We start from the raw sequence: 14,524 nt of genomic DNA, 5'->3' as shown, positions 1-14,524 counted from the left end.
GAGAAACCACATCGTCATGCACATCGAACTGCGATTTTTCGCGTCCGTGCGCGAAGCCCTCGGCCTCGCCAGCGAACGCATCGAACTGCCCCCGGGCGTGACGACGGTGGGCGCCGTGCGCGCGCACCTGGTCGAACGCGGCGGCGTGTGGGCGCAGGCCCTCGGCCAGGATCGCGCGCTGCGCATGGCCTTCGAGCACGTGATGTGCGGTCCGGAGACGGAAATAAGAGAGGGCGGGGAAGTGGCCTTCTTCCCGCCTGTGACCGGCGGGTAAACAAACAAGGGCGGCCAGGGCCGCCCTTTTTTTACAGTGCGACGATCGACTTTTCCGCCAGCGCCATCAGCCTGGCGCAGTTGTCGCTGCGCGCGCTGAAGTCGCGCCAGGCGGTATTGCGCGCCATCTCCTGCCATTTTCGGAGCGCGTCGGCATCCATGTCGACCACGCGCGCACCGTTGCGCGAATAGACATTGGCCACGGCCGCATCGTCGCCCTGGGCCATGCGCAGCGCGAACTTTTCGAGGTCGGCGCCGACTGCCATGATCGCGGCCTGCTGGTCCTTGTGGAGGCGGTCGAACACGGTCTTCGACATCAGGAGCGGTTCCAGCATGAACCAGTAGCCGCCGCTGCGCGCCGTGGTCAATGAACGCGACACGTCCTGCAGGCGGAACGAGATCAGCGAGGTCGAGGAGGTAAACGCGGCGTCCAGCGCGCCGCTCTTCATCGCGGCATGGATGTCGTTCGAGGGCACGTTGACGATGGTCGCTCCCGCTTCCTGCAGGACCAGGTCCATTTCGCGTGAGCCGCCGCGCACCTTGAGGCCGCGCGTGTCTTCGGGCGCGAGGATCGGCGTGCCGCGTGCGGCGACGCCGCCGGCCTGCCAGATCCAGCTGATCATGACCAGGCCCTGGTCGGCCAGGATGCGGGTCAGCTCCTTGCCGACTTCCGCATTCTTCCAGCCGTAGCCTTGCGCATAGGAGGTGACCAGGCCCGGCATCAGGCCGATGTTCGCTTCCGGCGACTCGGCGGCCGCATACGAGAGCGGCACCAGGGCCAGTTCGAGGCTGCCCTTCTTCAGGGCGCCGAACTGGGCGTTCGGGGCCATCAGCGCGGCGTCGGGATAGATCGAGAACTTCAGGCTGCCGCGCGTGCGTTTTTCGACGTCGGCCGCGAACATGCGGCACAGCCGGTCGCGGAAGTCGCCTTCCATGACGCTGCCGCCGGGGAACTGGTGCGAGATTTTCATCGACTGCGCGGCCCATGCACTGCCGAGCCACAGGGGGCTGGACGCGATCGCGCCCAGCAGGGTTCTACGAGCCAGAATCGGCCCTGTCTTCAACGACATATTCATCCTCCAAGATGAGTAAAACGACACTACCGGGCGAATCGTGCGCGTCTTGTGACACGCATCGTTCACTTTTCTACCTTTTAGGTGTGTATAAGAATATTCTCCTGATAAAGCTTGTCAAGCAGTATCTTGTTTTCTTAACAAATGCATCGTGAATAACTGTCGAGTATCCCTCGCGCGGAGAGATACCGGACTGAAGCTCATCAGGGAGGAGGACGGAACTTATTTCTTGTCGAGCGTGTCGCACACGGCGCAGGCGATACCGCGCTTCATGTTGCGGTAGCGGGTGCCGATAAACAGCGCCGAGGCGACTGCCGACCAGGCCAGGGCCGAGAGCAGGGCGCGCGGCAGGGTCTCGCCGCCCATCATGTCGATGCCGGTCAGCAGCGCGGTCATCGAGACGACGGCGATCAGGTACTGGACGATCCAGTGAGCTAGCGGTGGCATGGTGTCTCCTTACAGGGTTTTCAGGAAGCGGCGCAGCGCGTCGTTGACCGCCTGCGGCTGGTCGATCATGGCGAAGTGGCGCGCATTCTCGACCGGCGCGACCTCCAGCTTCGGGGTGCCGGTCATCAGTTCCCGATAATACGCCACCTTGTCCGCCGACGATATCCCGCCCTGGGCCGCGCTGTCCGGGCCGTAGAAGGGCGCCAGCACGAGTACCGGCGCGGTGATCTTCGACAGGCCGGGGCGCAGGTCGAGTGCCAGCACGGCGCCGACCCAGGCCGCCACGGCGGCGGGATCGCTGCGGCTGGTCAGCTGCGCCAGGTCGTCCGCCTTGCCCATGTCGACCGTGCCGATGGCGCGCATGTATTGCCGCTGCTGGGCGGCGAAGGCGGCGGGGTCGGCAGCCGCCATCCGCTGGCGCATCGCGTCCGCCATCGCGGCGCGCTGTTCCGGCGGGCTGTCTTCGGTGCGCGGCATGACCGGCAGGCCGTCGAGGGCAACCGTGCCGCCGATCCGGCCCGGCAGTTCCTCGGCCAGCGCGATCGCCAGCGTCGCGCCCAGGCTATGCCCGACCAGCACCGGACTGGCCAGCCGGCGCGAGGCGATCAGCTCCTTCAGCGCGCTTTTTGCCGCATCGAAGGGATTGCCCTCGACCGCCGGACGGCCATCGAAACCGGGCAGGGTCACGACATACACGGCCTGGCTGCCGGCGAACGCGCGCACCGTTTCCTGCCATACCCAGCCGCCCGTGGCGAGGCCCGGTATCAGGATCAAGGGCTTGCCGCCGGCACCGAAGCGCTCGACCAGCATGCCCTGCAGCTCGAAGCGCTCGGCCGGTGCGACGGCGCCGGCAAAGCGGTTGGGGGTGGCCGGGACGTCAGCGGCAAAGGCCGGCGTAAAGCTTGCGGCGAGCAGTGCAAACAACAGGGTGGCTTTCATGCGGGCTCCTGGTCAGGGTTGAAGATGGCTTCGATCGGTTGCTGGAATAAACGGGAAATCGCAAAGGCAAGCGGGAGGCTGGGGTCGTAGCGCCCGGTCTCGATGGCGATCACGGTCTGGCGCGAGACGTCGAGCAGCTCGGCCAGGCGGGCCTGGCTCCAGCCGTGTTCGGCGCGCAGTTCGCGAATATGGTTGTTCATCGGCCGAGCGCTTTGCGCACGAGCTGTACCGCGCCGAGCGACAGGCAGAGCATGCCCCAGACGGTGAACATCGACAGCTTGGCAAAGCCGGCCGTTTCGAGGAAGCCGTAGGTGAAGGTCAGGCCGGCCGTGATTGCGGCGGCCAGCGCGATGTTTTCCAGCAGGCGCATCCGGATGTATTCGTCGGCGCGCTGCACCTGGCGCGCGATGGCCCAGATGGCCGCGCCAAAGCCGATCATCGGGCTGGCCAGGATCGCCGTGCGCAGCAGGCTGTCCGCCATCGGCCGCCCGAACCTGATCGCCGCCACCAGCAGGATGGTGTAGAGCGCGAACGCGGCGAACAGCTCGCGGTAGTAGATTCGGGCGATACGCTTTTCACGCATGACACTGGCCTCCATGTAAAGTATGCTTTACATGGTAGACAGCGTTTCCGGTGATGTCAAGCTTCCTTTACATTGAGGCCGCTAGCGCTCGAATTGGCGCTCCACCCAGGCGGCGACACCATCCAGGCTGCGGAACTCCGCAACCGAACGGCAGGCAACCTGCGGGTGGCGCGCCGCGAACATGCGCGCCAGCGCCGCGCCCGGCCCCAGCTCGAGCGCCACGCTGATCCCGCTCTCGACGGCCGCGTCCATGCAGGCGCGCCATTCGATCGTCTCCGCCAGCTGGCGCGACAGGTGTTCGACCGCCGCATCCTTGCTCGCGATGCGTACACCGCTGATCCCCGACAGCACCGGGCACTGCCAGCCGTGGAAGGGCGCACCGGCGAGTGCGCCGGCAAAGGGCTGCACCGCCGCGGCGATCAGGGGCGTGTGCGAAGCCACGGCGACCGGCAGGCGCTGCATGCGCGCGCCGGCGGCCTCGCAGGCGCCGGCAAAGGTTTCGTATGTCGAAGCGGGTCCGCCGGCGACGCAAGCGTCTTCGCCATTCACGATGGCGAGCTGCCAGTCGCAGGCCCGGGCGATCGCGCGCACGCGTTCGAGCGGCAGGGCGCTGACGGCGGCCAGGGCGCCGCGCACGCCTGCAGCGGCAGCGGCGTCCATCAGCGCGGCGCGCCGGCTTGCCAGTGCGATTGCATCCTGAGCAGGCAAAGCGCCCGCCACGCCATGCGCAGCCAGTTCGCCGATGCTGTAGCCGGCGACCAGCGCCGGCGCCGGCAGCCGAGGGCGCAGCGCTTCCCAGGTGGCGAGGGTGGCGGCGACGATCGCCGGCTGGGCGATCCGGTTGTCGAACAGGGTATCCGGATCGAGCGCCGGCGCGCAGGCATCGAGCAGCGCGGCGCCGGCCGGATCGCCGCGCGCCAGGTCGTACATGGCGGCGTGCTGGCCGCCCTGGCCCGGACACAGGATCAGCAGGCGCGCGCTCACGGCAGGGTGCCGCTCGTTGCGGCATGCACGAGGCAGGTGGCGGCCAGCAGGTCCGCCGCGCCGCCGGGCGAGATGCGCCGCGCGACGAACAGGCGATGGCAGGCCAGCGCCCGTTCGCGCCAGTGTGGATCGCCCGTTCCGCCGGCGTCGAGGAAGGCCTGCGCCTGCTCGCGTACGGTGGCCGCGCCCGCCGCGCCGCCGCGGTGGAACACGTTGGTGTCGCTGACGCGCGCCATCAGCGCGAACAGGGCGTCGATGCGCGCCTGCTGCAGGCCGCGTCCCGCGGCGAGCGTCGCGCGCAGCGCCGGCAGGCCGGTCTCGAACACGGACGGGAGGCCGAGCGCCGCTTCCTCGCGCGCGCCGCCGGCGCCGTGCAGGTCGGCCACGCGCAGGCCGTTCGACTGCTGTGCACCCGGCACCGTATGCGCCGCCAGTTCCTCGCCCCAGCGCAGCAGCAGCACCGCACGCAGGCCGGCGGGCGTCAGGGCGACACCCTGGGCGCGCGCCCGGCCGATGGCCGCGCACAGCAGGCCGAGGCTGAAGATCGCGCCGCGGTGGGTATTGATGCCGCGGGTCGCGAGCAGCATGCGCGCTTCCGCCTCGATTCCCAGCCGCTTCAGTTCGCCGAACAGCGCGCCGTGGGCACCTGCGCGGCAAATGCGGGAAAAATAATGGCGCAGCGCGAACAGGCTGCGCATGAAGGTCTCGGCATTCATGTCGCCATGGCTGCCGTTGTCGACCAGCGAAACGAGGCCCGGTTTCGGATACAGCGTCAGCTCGGCGTACAGGCAGCGCAGCGCCAGCCGCGCGACGGCGCCATGCAGCGCCTGGTCCGGTGCGGCGGGTGGGCGCGGCGCGAGCAGTGCGCGGCGGGCGGCGATGGCGGCAAGGCTCATCGGTCCTCCAGCGTGGCCAGCAGCGCGGCGCGGCTATCGAGGCGCACCGCGTCCATCGTTTTCACCAGCACCCGCATGCCGTCGCGGGCGTCGCGCCACTCCTTCCAGGCCACGGCCGCGCCTCCCGGGAACAGGATTTCGCCGTCGAGCGGCAGGGCGTCCGCATGGCGCGACAGCGCGGCGATTCCCGCATCGAGTTCGCTGCGGCTGCGCGGCGCGAGCAGCAGGTCGATGTCCGAGCGCGGGGTCAGGTAGGGAAGTCCGGTGATGGCCTGCAGCGCGAGCGAACCGTAGGCACGCAGCGCGGTGCCGCCGCCCAGCGCAGCGAGGTCCGCGCGCCAGGTTTCGGGTGCGGCCGCCATCGCCTCAGGCAGCGACAGCGCACCCGCGCGACGCGCGACATGCTGCGACGGGACGCGCAGCGCGATGCGCTCCTTCGGCGCGTCGGCCCCGGCCGGCGGCAGCGCGATGCCGAGCGAAACGATACCGGCCGGCTGGCCGACATCGCGCCGCCGCACGACCGCCGGCCAGCCCTGGCGTTCCCACAGCGCGAGCGATCGCAGGTCGCCGGGGCGCACCGTCTTCGCTGCCTCTTTCCACCCCTGCGCCGTCAGCCAGACCAGGTCATGACGCGAGTACATCGCGCCCCGCCATGATGGCTTCGATCACGGGCTGCGCGAACTTGCGTCCGCCGCGCGCCAGGCCAAGCGCGGCGCGCTCGTCGACGGGGGCGAGCTCCGCCAGCGCCGCTTCCAGCTGCGCGCCGAGCTCGCCCTGCCAGATTTCTCGCACCCCACCCATGCGCAGGTAGTTTTCCGGCCCCGGCGCGAAGACCGGATTGCTGGCCGCGAGTTCGGTCAGCCGCTCCTCGGGCACCTTGGTGATGCGCGCCATTGCCGGCAGGCCCATCACGCGGATGGTCGAATCGGGCAGCGCGTAGCAGGCGTCGGCCATCAGGCCGCTGGTGATGAAGCCGCCGGACAGGGCCTGGTCGTACACCAGTCCCAGCACCGGATGCCCCTGGCGGCGCGCCAGTTCCACGCATTTGCCCAGGTGGGCCATGTAGCTGTTAATTCCCAGCATTTCGTCGCGGTGGCGCAGGCGCTGGCCGACGGTGTCGACCAGGATCAGGATCGGCCGCCCCGGGTGCTCGCGCACGGTCTGCAAAATGAAACGCGCCTGCGCCAGGGCGATCTCGACCCCGATCGGCGCGTGGCCGGTGGTGCCGACGACGGCAACCGTGATGTTGCCGCCATGCGCGCCTACCTGGGCCGTCCCGCTCAAAAACAGGTCGCGCTCGACGATGTCGTGCCCGCGCGGGAAGAGGGCGCTCGTGATTGTGTTCCAGTCCATCAGTTCGCTCCAATCCGGTGTGCGGCTACCTGTTCGACGAAAGCCCCCGCTTCGAGCAGCGGCAGGCTGCGCGGCTCGGCGATCCCGAGCGCGGCCCAGATCTGCATTGGTTCCTCCAGGCTGCCGAAGCGATCCAGGCGCCGGGCCAGCATGTCCTGCTCGGCTTCCAGGGCCGCCAGGCTCAGGGCAGTCTCCTGCACCTGGAGGCGATCCAGCGTCGCAATGGCCGCGGCGCGGAAGTCGGCCACTTTGTCCGCCACCAGCTCCTGGCAGTCGCCCAGCAGGTAGCGATGCTTGCCGCCGGTGGTGCGCCAGACCAGGGCGCGGTCGCGCGAATCGAATTCCTCGACGCCGCTGGCGGTCTCGATGACTTCCGGTCCCGACATGCCCAGGCGCGCCTCTTCCGACATGATCACGGCATTCGTGCAGCGCGCCACGATGCCCATGCCGCCGAAGCAGCCATTGGCGCCGCCGATCAGGGCGATCACCGGCACGCCGGCATTGCGGGCATCGAGCACGGCGCGCATCACTTCCGAAACGGCGACCAGGCCCGCATTCGCTTCGTGCAGGCGCACGCCGCCCGATTCGAGCAGCAGCACCACGCCCGCCGCGCGCTCGGCGATGGCGCGGCGCAGCAGGCCCACCAGCTTGGCCCCATGCACTTCGCCGACCGCGCCGCCCATGAAGCCGCCTTCCTGGGCGGCGGCAAAGACGGTCCGGCCATCGAGGCACGCGCGGCCGACGGCGACGCCGTCATCGAAGGCGACCGGGGCGTCGAGCTGGGCCAGGTGCGGGCTGATCACGCGCGCTTTCGGCGGCAGGAATTCGGTGAAGCTGCCCGCGTCGAAGAGCTGGGCCAGGCGCTCGCGCGCCGACAATTCCAGGTAGCTGCTCATGGCGGGCCTCCCAGCACGGTCTCCACGGCCTGGTCCAGGCGCAGGCTGACCACGGCGGGCGTGGCGCCCATGTCGTTGATGGCGATGCGGGTGTCCGTCAGCTGCCAGCGCTCGTGGAAGTCGCGCATGACGGCTCCCCAGGTGGCGCCGAAGCCCAGGGCCGCGGTATTGACTTCGATCGCGCAGTCTCCGTTCAGGGGCGCCGATTCGATCAGCACCTCGAGGTTGCCGGAGCTGACGACGCCGACGACTTCCGCGGTGTGCGGCAGCGCGCGGCTGCCGCCTGCAAATCGGTATGTAAGCTTTTCCATGGTGTCTCTTCTACCAATGATCGTTACCAGTTGCGGAAGCGCTTCGGCGGCTCGTACATGCCGTGCGATGCGCGCACCAGGTCTTTCATGTTCTTGGCCGCCAGCAGGTCGCGCGTGGCGAGCCGCTTGTCGATGCCCAGGTCTTCGGCCCGTTTGATGACGCCGCGGTCGCGCAGGTTTTCGACCATGCGCCGGTCGCGTCCCAGGCCCACCGGGGTGTAGCCGGCCACGCCGCGGATCGCCTGTTCGCGCTCTTCTGCGCTACGGCACAGCAGCAGGTTGGCGATGCCTTCTTCGGTCAGGATGTGGGTCACGTCGTCGCCGTAGATCATTACCGGCGGGATCTCGAAGCCGGCCTGCTCGGCCAGTTCCCAGGCATCCAGGCGCTCGACAAAGGCCGGCTGCATGTGCTCGCGGAAGGTCTCGACCATCTGCACGACCAGCTTCTGGCCGCGTGGGATCGTGTTGCGCTCCCCGCGTGCCTCGGCGCCGGCCTTGAGCCAGGCCGGACTCGCGTGACGCCTTCCGCGCGCATCCGCTCCCATGTTCGGTGCGCCGCCGAAGCCGGCGATGCGGCCGACGACGGCCGTCGAGGAATTGCCCTGCAAGTCGATCTGCAGGGTCGAGCCGATGAACATGTCGCAGGCATAGTGGCCGGCGGCCTGGCACAGCGCCCGGTTGCTGCGCATGCTGCCGTCGGGGCCGACCGCGAACACGTCGGGGCGGGCGCGGATGTAGTCTTCCATCCCCAGCTCCGAACCGAAGGAATACACGGATTCGACGAAGCCCGATTCGATCGCCGGAATCAGCGCCGGATGCGGGTTCAGGGCCCAGTGACGGCCGATCTTCCCCTTCAGGCCAAGGTCGGTCGCATAAGTCGGCAGCAGCAGCTCGATGGCCGCGGTGTCGAAGCCGATGCCGTGGTTCAGGCGCTCGACCCCGTACTCGGCATAGATGCCCTTGATGGCCATCATCGCCATCAGCACCTGGATCTCCGAGATCAGGGCCGGGTCGCGCGTGAACAGCGGCTCGATGTAATACGGTTTCGGCGACTGCACCACGTAGTCGACCCAGTCGCCCGGGATGTCGACGCGCGGCAGCGTATCCATGATGCGGTTCACCTGGACGATGACGATGCCGTTCTTGAAGGCGGTCGCCTCCACGATGGCCGGCGTGTCCTCGGTGTTGGCGCCGGTGTACAGGTTGCCGTTGCGGTCGGCCGCTTCGGCCGCCACCAGCGACACGCGCGGCGGCAGGTCGATGAAGTAGCGCGAGAACAGCTCGAGATAGGTGTGGATCGCGCCGATGTTCAGCTTGCCGGCCGAGGCCAGCTTCGCCACCCGCCCGGCCTGGGGGCCGGAAAAGGAAAAGTCCAGGCGCGAAGCGACGCCGCGTTCGAACACGTCGAGGTGTTCCGGCAGCGCCAGCACCGACTGCAGCATGTGCAGGTGATTGATGCGCGAGGGATCCAGTCCCGCCAGCGCCGCGGCCAGGAAATCGGCCTGCTTCTGGTTGTTCCCCTCGAGGCAGACGCGGTCGCCGCAGGCCAGCACGCTGTGCAGCAGGTCCTGGACCCGGCCGCTGGGGACGGCCTTGCCGTCCAGGTCGCGCCCCAGCACCGCGGCCGTCCTTTCCAGGCGCGCCCGGCGGTCGGCCTGGAGCGTGTTCCAGGTCTTGTCCGGCGCGTTCATCAGCTTCCCCCCATCAGCATGGCGGGCAGGCCGGTGGCGATCTGCGGGAACACGCACAGCAGCACGACGGCGACGAACATCAGGCCGACGAAGGGCATGACGCCGTAGATCACGTCGCGCAGCGGGATGTCGGGCGCGATGTTCTTGATCACGAAGATGTTCAGGCCGACCGGCGGGTGGATCAGGCCCATCTCCATCACGATCGTCATCACCACGCCGAACCAGATCAGGTCGAAACCGGCTTCGCGCAGCGGCGGCAGGATGATCGGCGCCGTCATCAGGATGATCGAGACCGGCGGCAGGAAGAAGCCGAGCACGATCACCATGAACAGGATCACCGACAGCAGCACCCAGCGCGACAGGTGCATGTCGACCACCCATTGCGCGGCCGACTGGCTGATGTGCAGGTAGCTCATCACATAGGAATACAGCAGCGACATGCCGATGATCAGCAGCAGCATGGTCGATTCCTTGATCGTCGCGGCCAGGAAGGGAGACAGGTCCTTCGGGTGCCACAGCTTGTAGACGACCGCGATCAGGACGATCGCCAGCAGCGCGCCCAGGCCGGCGGTCTCCGATGGCGTCGCGTAGCCGCCGTAGAGCGCGATCATCACGCCGATCAGCAGGACCAGGAAGGGCAGCACGCGCGGCAGCATCTCGACCTTTTGCGAGAGGGTGAAATGCTCGTTCTCGAGATAGGCCGACTTGACGCCGCCGCCTTCATAGGCGGCCTTGGCCAGGCCGTATTCCTTGCGTGCGCGGTAGACTGCGTACCCGGCGAACATCAGCACCAGCAGCAGGCCGGGGCCGATCCCGGCGAGGAACAGGCGGCCGAGGGACTGTTCGGCGGCGACCGCATACAGGATCATGGTGATCGAGGGCGGCAGCAGGATGCCGAGCGTGCCGCCGGCGGCGATGATGCCGGCCGCGAAACCGGGCGAATAGCCGCGCTTCCTCATCTCCGGAATGCCGGCCGAGCCGATCGCCGAGCAGGTCGCGGGCGAGGAGCCGGCCATGGCCGCGAACAGGGCGCAGGCGAAGACGTTGGCGATGCCGAGTCCCCCCGGCACCTTGTGCAGCCAGGCGTGGATCGCGCCGTACAGGTCGCGGCCCGCCGGCGACTTGCCGATCGCCGCGCCCTTCAGGATGAAGAGCGGAATCGACAGCAGGGTGATCGAGGCCATTTCCTCGTACACGTTCTGGCTGATCGTGTCGAGCGAGGTGGCCGGCATGAAGAAGTACATGAAGGCGGTGGCCACCAGGCCGAGCGCGAAGGCGATAGGCATGCCGGAAAACATGACGATCAGGGTCACGGCGCCGTACAGGGCGCCCAGGGTCAGGTCGCTCATGGGGCGCTCCGGGTTTCAGTCGGGGCCACGGCCCGCTTGTCGGTAAAATGGGCCAGCACCTGGACCAGGATCTGCAGGGCCAGCAGGGTCATCCCGGCCGCCATCATGGAGTAGGGAATCCACAGCGGCGGCGCCAGCGTCGAGGACGTGGTCTGGCCGTCGACCCAGGCTTCATGGCACAGCGCCCAGGACTTCCAGGCGAAGAAGGCGCAGAAGGCAAGGGAGAGCAGGTCGACCAGGAACAGGCGCGCGGCGTTGACCTTCGGCGGCAGGATCGTGGCCAGGGCTTCGATGCCGATGTGGCCGCGGAAGGACTGGACATAGGCGGTGCAGAAGAAGGTCACGCCCACCAGCATGAAGACCGAAGCCTCGTCCTGCCAGTCGGTCGGGGTCTTGAAGAAGTAGCGGGCCACGACCGAATAGGTCAGCACCAGGGCGGTGAGGATCATCGCCACCATCGACAGCTTCAGCAGGACCGAGTTGACGCGCGCCAGCAGCAGCTGCATCGCTGCGACCGGCGCGCTGCCCGACACGGCGGGCAGCCGTGCCGATTCGAGCTCGAAGCCGTGGCTCACAGCGTCTTCTCCGCCAGGGCCAGCAGCTTGGCGCAGTTCGGATTACGCTCTGCATAATCCTTCCAGGCGGTGTTGCGGGCGATCGCCTGCCACTTCTTGATGGTCGCCGGCTTCAGGTCGACTACCGTGGCGCCCTTCTTCTGGTAGACGGTCGCCACTTCCTGGTCGTCTTCCTGCGCTTCCTTGCGGGCGAAGGCTTCGAGCTCGCCGCCCACGGCCATGATGGCTGCCTGCTGGTCCTTCGGCAGGCGGTCGAAGACGGCCTTCGACATCATCAGCGGCTCGAACATGAACCAGTAGGCGCCGGTGCGGCCCGTGGTCAGGGCTTTCGAGACTTCCTCGAGACGGAACGAGATCAGCGAAGTCGAGGAGGTGAGCGCCGCGTCCATGGCGCCGGTCTGCATCGCGGCATAGATTTCGTTCGAGGGCAGGGTGACGACGGCGGCGCCGGCTTCCTTCAGGATCAGGTCCATCTCGCGCGAGCCGCCGCGCACCTTCAGGCCGCGCGCGTCTTCCGGCTCGACGATCGGCTTGGAGCGCGAGGCGACACCGCCCGCCTGCCAGATCCAGCTCACCACCACGATGCCTTTTTCGCCGAGGATGCGCGCCAGTTCCTTGCCGACTTCTGCATTCTTCCAGCCGTAGCCCTGCTCATAGGAGGTCACCAGGCCGGGCATCAGGCCGATGTTCACTTCCGGGACTTCGCCGCCGGCATACGAGAGCGGCACCAGCGACATGTCGAGGGCGCCCTTGCGCATCGACGAGAACTGGGCGTTCGTCTTCATCAGGGAGGAGCCGGGATAGATCGAGAATTTCAGGGCGCCCTTGGTGCGCTTTTCGACCTCGGTGGCGAACATGCGGCACAGGCGATCGCGGAAATCGCCCTGCGTGACGCTGCCGCCCGGGAACTGGTGCGAAATTTTGAGGGACGTGTTCGATTGGGCGCGTGCGGCCTGCAGCCAGAGTGGGGTGGTAGCGAGTGCGCCCAGGACGGTCCTGCGGGTGATTGCCGGCATATCTATCTCCAAGAAGTGTAGTGATCGTTCGGATCGTGCCTGCGGTCAAGCCGTATGCATCGTCCGTCTTCGTGTATACAAGATTAAACTTAAAATATACGTTGTCAAGCTATACTTAGCTTTTATAATGAGATATCGAATACATGAATAGTGGGCAGCATATGAAGAGCAGGTCGGAAACCTTAAAGGACGCAATCGAAGAGATGATCGCCGTCGGCAAATTCGCCCCCGGCCAGCACCTCGACGAGACCGAGCTGGCGGCATCCTTCGGCGTCTCGCGCACGCCGATCCGCGAAACCCTGATCCAGCTGGCCTCGATGGGCCTGGTCGTGATCCGCCCGCGCCGCGGCGCCGTGGTCGCCGAACTCGGACCGCAGCAGCTGGTCGAGCGCTTCGAGGTGATGTCGGAGCTGGAATCGATCTGCGCGCGCCTGGCCGCGCGTCGCATGACGCCGGCCGAACAGGACGCGCTGCGGGCGGCCCACGCCGCCTGCAAGGAAGCGATGACCTCGCAGGACCCGGACGACTACTATGTGAAGAACGAGGCCTTCCACGAGGCGATCTACACCGGCAGCCACAACCAGTTCCTGATCGAGCAGGCACGCAGCCTGTACCGGCGCCTGCGGCCCTACCGCCGCCTGCAGCTGCGCGTGCGCGACCGGGTCAGCAATTCGTATGCGGAGCACGACGAGATGGTCCAGGCCATCCTCGACGGCGACGGCGAACTGGCCGCGCGCCTGACGCGCGAGCACGTGATGATCCAGGGGCAGCGCTTTGCGGACCTGATGGCGTCCCTGCCGCAGTTGCAGGCTGCCGCGGCCTGAGTCGTTCGGCAGGGGCTGACCGGCGCAGCCTTGTCGTCTACAATGCGGCTCCCGATCTTCTGTGCCGCTTCCCATGCCGATTCCTTCATCCCTTCCACAGCGCGTCGCCGTCGTCGGCGGCGGACCGGCCGGCCTGATGGCGGCCGAAGTCCTGGCCGCCGGCGGCGTGCAGGTCGAGGTCTTCGACGCGATGCCCTCGGTCGCCCGCAAATTCCTGCTGGCCGGGAAGGGCGGCATGAACATCACCCACTCCGAGCCCTATGCCGATTTCGTTCTCCGCTATGGCGAACGCAGCACGCAGGTCGGCGCCTGGCTCGATGCCTTCGGGCCGGACGCCGTGCGCGCCTGGATCCACGGCCTCGGGATCGACACCTTCATCGGTACTTCGGGCCGGGTCTTCCCGACCGACATGAAGGCGGCGCCCCTGCTGCGTGCCTGGCTGCATCGCTTGCGGGAAGCCGGTGTACGTTTTCACATGCGCCACCGCTGGCTCGGCTGGGAGGGGGAAGCGCTGCGCTTCGCGACGCCGGACGGCGACACGTCCGGGCAGTTCGACGCCGTCGTCCTGGCGCTGGGGGGGGCGAGCTGGGCGCGGCTGGGATCGGACGGCGCGTGGGTGCCCTTGCTGGAAGCGCGCCGCGTCGAGGTGGCGCCGCTGGTGCCGGCCAATTGCGGCTTCGACGTCGACTGGTCGCCCCACTTCAGCGACAGGCATGCGGGCGCGCCCTTGACCACCGTGGCTATCGAGTATGAAGCCCGCGCAGGCAAGCGTGCGCGGCGCCAGGGGCAGTTCGTGGTGACGAGTAGCGGCATCGAAGGCAGCCTGGTGTATGCCTTGTCGAGCATCCTGCGCGACCAGATCGCGGCGCGCGGCGAAACGATGGTCTGGCTCGACCTCGCGCCCGACCACGATGCGCAGCGGGTCCATGCCGAGGTCACCCGGCCACGGGGCGCGCGCTCGATGTCGAGCCATTTGCAGAGCCGGCTGGGGATCAAGGGTGTGAAGGCTGGCCTGCTGCGCGAATGCCTGGCACAGGCGGATTATCTGGATGAGGAAAAGCTGGCGGCGGCGATCAAGGCGCTGCCGCTGGTATTAAAGCGTCCGCGGCCGATCGACGAAGCGATCAGCAGCGCGGGCGGCGTTCGTTTCGAAGCGCTCGATGCGCACGGCATGCTGCGCACGGTGCCGGGGGTGTTCGTGGCCGGCGAGATGCTCGATTGGGAAGCGCCGACGGGCGGGTATTTGCTGACTGCCTGCTTTGCCAGCGGGCGGGCGGCGGCGCAAGGGGTGCTGCATCATCTGACGTGACGCAT

The 14,524-nt window shown here is 67.9% G+C and carries 18 protein-coding genes; 3 read left to right on the top strand and 15 right to left on the bottom strand.

Translation table 11 applies throughout. The features are described from left to right. Window positions 1–16: 16 nt before the first annotated feature. Window positions 17–274 (top strand): molybdopterin converting factor subunit 1, encoded by a 258-nt coding sequence (gene moaD / locus ACI48I_RS17055; protein WP_498574875.1) that lies wholly within the window; start codon window positions 17–19, stop codon window positions 272–274. Window positions 275–305: 31 nt separating this feature from the next. On the opposite strand, the gene dctP is transcribed toward moaD, so the two are convergent. The 15 genes from dctP to ACI48I_RS16980 form a co-directional block, all read right to left on the bottom strand. Further along, on the bottom strand, window positions 306–1,343 hold the full coding sequence (dctP, locus tag ACI48I_RS17050) for a TRAP transporter substrate-binding protein DctP (protein ID WP_498574874.1): 1,038 nt from the start codon (window positions 1,341–1,343) through the stop codon (window positions 306–308). Between the two features lie 225 nt (window positions 1,344–1,568). Next, complete coding sequence (locus ACI48I_RS17045; RefSeq protein WP_498574873.1) at window positions 1,569–1,793, bottom strand: hypothetical protein; 225 nt, start codon at window positions 1,791–1,793, stop codon at window positions 1,569–1,571. A 9-nt stretch (window positions 1,794–1,802) separates the two neighbouring features. Continuing rightward, the gene (locus ACI48I_RS17040; RefSeq protein ID WP_498574872.1) at window positions 1,803–2,732 is read right to left on the bottom strand and encodes an alpha/beta fold hydrolase; all 930 of its coding nucleotides are present in this window, start codon (window positions 2,730–2,732) and stop codon (window positions 1,803–1,805) included. Then, window positions 2,729–2,932 (bottom strand): helix-turn-helix transcriptional regulator, encoded by a 204-nt coding sequence (locus tag ACI48I_RS17035; RefSeq protein WP_193685918.1) that lies wholly within the window; start codon window positions 2,930–2,932, stop codon window positions 2,729–2,731. The genes ACI48I_RS17040 and ACI48I_RS17035 overlap by 4 nt, the downstream gene beginning before the upstream one ends. Then, window positions 2,929–3,315, bottom strand: a complete 387-nt coding sequence (locus tag ACI48I_RS17030; protein ID WP_498574871.1) for a hypothetical protein — start codon at window positions 3,313–3,315, stop codon at window positions 2,929–2,931. The genes ACI48I_RS17035 and ACI48I_RS17030 overlap by 4 nt, the downstream gene beginning before the upstream one ends. Window positions 3,316–3,396: 81 nt before the next feature. Further along, window positions 3,397–4,299 carry an ACP S-malonyltransferase gene (locus ACI48I_RS17025; protein ID WP_193685916.1) on the bottom strand — a complete coding sequence of 301 codons (903 nt, stop codon included), beginning with the start codon at window positions 4,297–4,299 and terminating at the stop codon, window positions 3,397–3,399. After that, the gene (gene mdcB / locus ACI48I_RS17020; RefSeq protein WP_193685915.1) at window positions 4,296–5,195 is read right to left on the bottom strand and encodes a triphosphoribosyl-dephospho-CoA synthase MdcB; all 900 of its coding nucleotides are present in this window, start codon (window positions 5,193–5,195) and stop codon (window positions 4,296–4,298) included. Before mdcB ends, ACI48I_RS17025 begins: the two co-directional genes overlap by 4 nt. Beyond that, window positions 5,192–5,836 (bottom strand): malonate decarboxylase holo-[acyl-carrier-protein] synthase, encoded by a 645-nt coding sequence (gene mdcG, locus ACI48I_RS17015; RefSeq protein ID WP_193685914.1) that lies wholly within the window; start codon window positions 5,834–5,836, stop codon window positions 5,192–5,194. Before mdcG ends, mdcB begins: the two co-directional genes overlap by 4 nt. Further along, complete coding sequence (locus ACI48I_RS17010) at window positions 5,820–6,548, bottom strand: biotin-independent malonate decarboxylase subunit gamma (protein WP_498574870.1); 729 nt, start codon at window positions 6,546–6,548, stop codon at window positions 5,820–5,822. The genes mdcG and ACI48I_RS17010 overlap by 17 nt, the downstream gene beginning before the upstream one ends. Further along, window positions 6,548–7,444: a biotin-independent malonate decarboxylase subunit beta gene (locus ACI48I_RS17005; protein ID WP_498574869.1), complete on the bottom strand. Its 897-nt coding sequence runs from the start codon at window positions 7,442–7,444 to the stop codon at window positions 6,548–6,550. Before ACI48I_RS17005 ends, ACI48I_RS17010 begins: the two co-directional genes overlap by 1 nt. Beyond that, window positions 7,441–7,755: a malonate decarboxylase acyl carrier protein gene (gene mdcC, locus ACI48I_RS17000; RefSeq protein ID WP_498574868.1), complete on the bottom strand. Its 315-nt coding sequence runs from the start codon at window positions 7,753–7,755 to the stop codon at window positions 7,441–7,443. Before mdcC ends, ACI48I_RS17005 begins: the two co-directional genes overlap by 4 nt. 23 nt (window positions 7,756–7,778) lie before the next feature. After that, window positions 7,779–9,446 carry a malonate decarboxylase subunit alpha gene (mdcA, locus tag ACI48I_RS16995; protein WP_498574867.1) on the bottom strand — a complete coding sequence of 556 codons (1,668 nt, stop codon included), beginning with the start codon at window positions 9,444–9,446 and terminating at the stop codon, window positions 7,779–7,781. After that, a complete protein-coding gene (locus tag ACI48I_RS16990) occupies window positions 9,446–10,795 on the bottom strand; it encodes a TRAP transporter large permease (protein ID WP_498574866.1) in 1,350 nt (449 codons plus the stop codon). The genes mdcA and ACI48I_RS16990 overlap by 1 nt, the downstream gene beginning before the upstream one ends. Further along, the gene (locus ACI48I_RS16985; protein WP_193685908.1) at window positions 10,792–11,370 is read right to left on the bottom strand and encodes a TRAP transporter small permease; all 579 of its coding nucleotides are present in this window, start codon (window positions 11,368–11,370) and stop codon (window positions 10,792–10,794) included. The genes ACI48I_RS16990 and ACI48I_RS16985 overlap by 4 nt, the downstream gene beginning before the upstream one ends. Continuing rightward, complete coding sequence (locus tag ACI48I_RS16980; protein ID WP_498574865.1) at window positions 11,367–12,386, bottom strand: TRAP transporter substrate-binding protein; 1,020 nt, start codon at window positions 12,384–12,386, stop codon at window positions 11,367–11,369. Before ACI48I_RS16980 ends, ACI48I_RS16985 begins: the two co-directional genes overlap by 4 nt. Window positions 12,387–12,547: 161 nt before the next feature. On the opposite strand from ACI48I_RS16980, the gene ACI48I_RS16975 reads away from it, so the two are divergent. Then, a complete protein-coding gene (locus ACI48I_RS16975) occupies window positions 12,548–13,210 on the top strand; it encodes a GntR family transcriptional regulator (protein WP_193685906.1) in 663 nt (220 codons plus the stop codon). A 73-nt stretch (window positions 13,211–13,283) separates the two neighbouring features. Next, entirely contained in the window at window positions 13,284–14,519 is a 1,236-nt protein-coding gene (locus ACI48I_RS16970) for a TIGR03862 family flavoprotein (RefSeq protein ID WP_498574864.1), read from the top strand. The last annotated feature ends 5 nt before the right edge of the window (window positions 14,520–14,524 follow it).

The organism is Massilia sp. LXY-5 (genome assembly GCF_059801075.1).
Note: the sequence above shows the minus strand (reverse complement) of the source record. Positions and strands in the feature narration are given on the sequence as shown.

Bases quoted from the DNA above. Each gene is read 5' to 3' on its own strand.
- ACI48I_RS17005 (WP_498574869.1), bottom strand. From the start codon at position 7,444: ATGAGCAGCTACCTGGAATTGTCGGCGCGCGAGCGCCTGGCCCAGCTC.
- mdcB (WP_193685915.1), bottom strand. From the start codon at position 5,195: ATGAGCCTTGCCGCCATCGCCGCCCGCCGCGCACTGCTCGCGCCGCGC.
- ACI48I_RS17045 (WP_498574873.1), bottom strand. From the start codon at position 1,793: ATGCCACCGCTAGCTCACTGGATCGTCCAGTACCTGATCGCCGTCGTC.
- ACI48I_RS16980 (WP_498574865.1), bottom strand. From the start codon at position 12,386: ATGCCGGCAATCACCCGCAGGACCGTCCTGGGCGCACTCGCTACCACC.
- ACI48I_RS17030 (WP_498574871.1), bottom strand. From the start codon at position 3,315: ATGCGTGAAAAGCGTATCGCCCGAATCTACTACCGCGAGCTGTTCGCC.
- ACI48I_RS17040 (WP_498574872.1), bottom strand. From the start codon at position 2,732: ATGAAAGCCACCCTGTTGTTTGCACTGCTCGCCGCAAGCTTTACGCCG.
- mdcC (WP_498574868.1), bottom strand. From the start codon at position 7,755: ATGGAAAAGCTTACATACCGATTTGCAGGCGGCAGCCGCGCGCTGCCG.
- ACI48I_RS16970 (WP_498574864.1), top strand. From the start codon at position 13,284: ATGCCGATTCCTTCATCCCTTCCACAGCGCGTCGCCGTCGTCGGCGGC.
- dctP (WP_498574874.1), bottom strand. From the start codon at position 1,343: ATGTCGTTGAAGACAGGGCCGATTCTGGCTCGTAGAACCCTGCTGGGC.
- mdcG (WP_193685914.1), bottom strand. From the start codon at position 5,836: ATGTACTCGCGTCATGACCTGGTCTGGCTGACGGCGCAGGGGTGGAAA.
- ACI48I_RS16990 (WP_498574866.1), bottom strand. From the start codon at position 10,795: ATGAGCGACCTGACCCTGGGCGCCCTGTACGGCGCCGTGACCCTGATC.
- mdcA (WP_498574867.1), bottom strand. From the start codon at position 9,446: ATGAACGCGCCGGACAAGACCTGGAACACGCTCCAGGCCGACCGCCGG.
- ACI48I_RS17035 (WP_193685918.1), bottom strand. From the start codon at position 2,932: ATGAACAACCATATTCGCGAACTGCGCGCCGAACACGGCTGGAGCCAG.
- ACI48I_RS16975 (WP_193685906.1), top strand. From the start codon at position 12,548: ATGAAGAGCAGGTCGGAAACCTTAAAGGACGCAATCGAAGAGATGATC.
- ACI48I_RS17010 (WP_498574870.1), bottom strand. From the start codon at position 6,548: ATGGACTGGAACACAATCACGAGCGCCCTCTTCCCGCGCGGGCACGAC.
- moaD (WP_498574875.1), top strand. From the start codon at position 17: ATGCACATCGAACTGCGATTTTTCGCGTCCGTGCGCGAAGCCCTCGGC.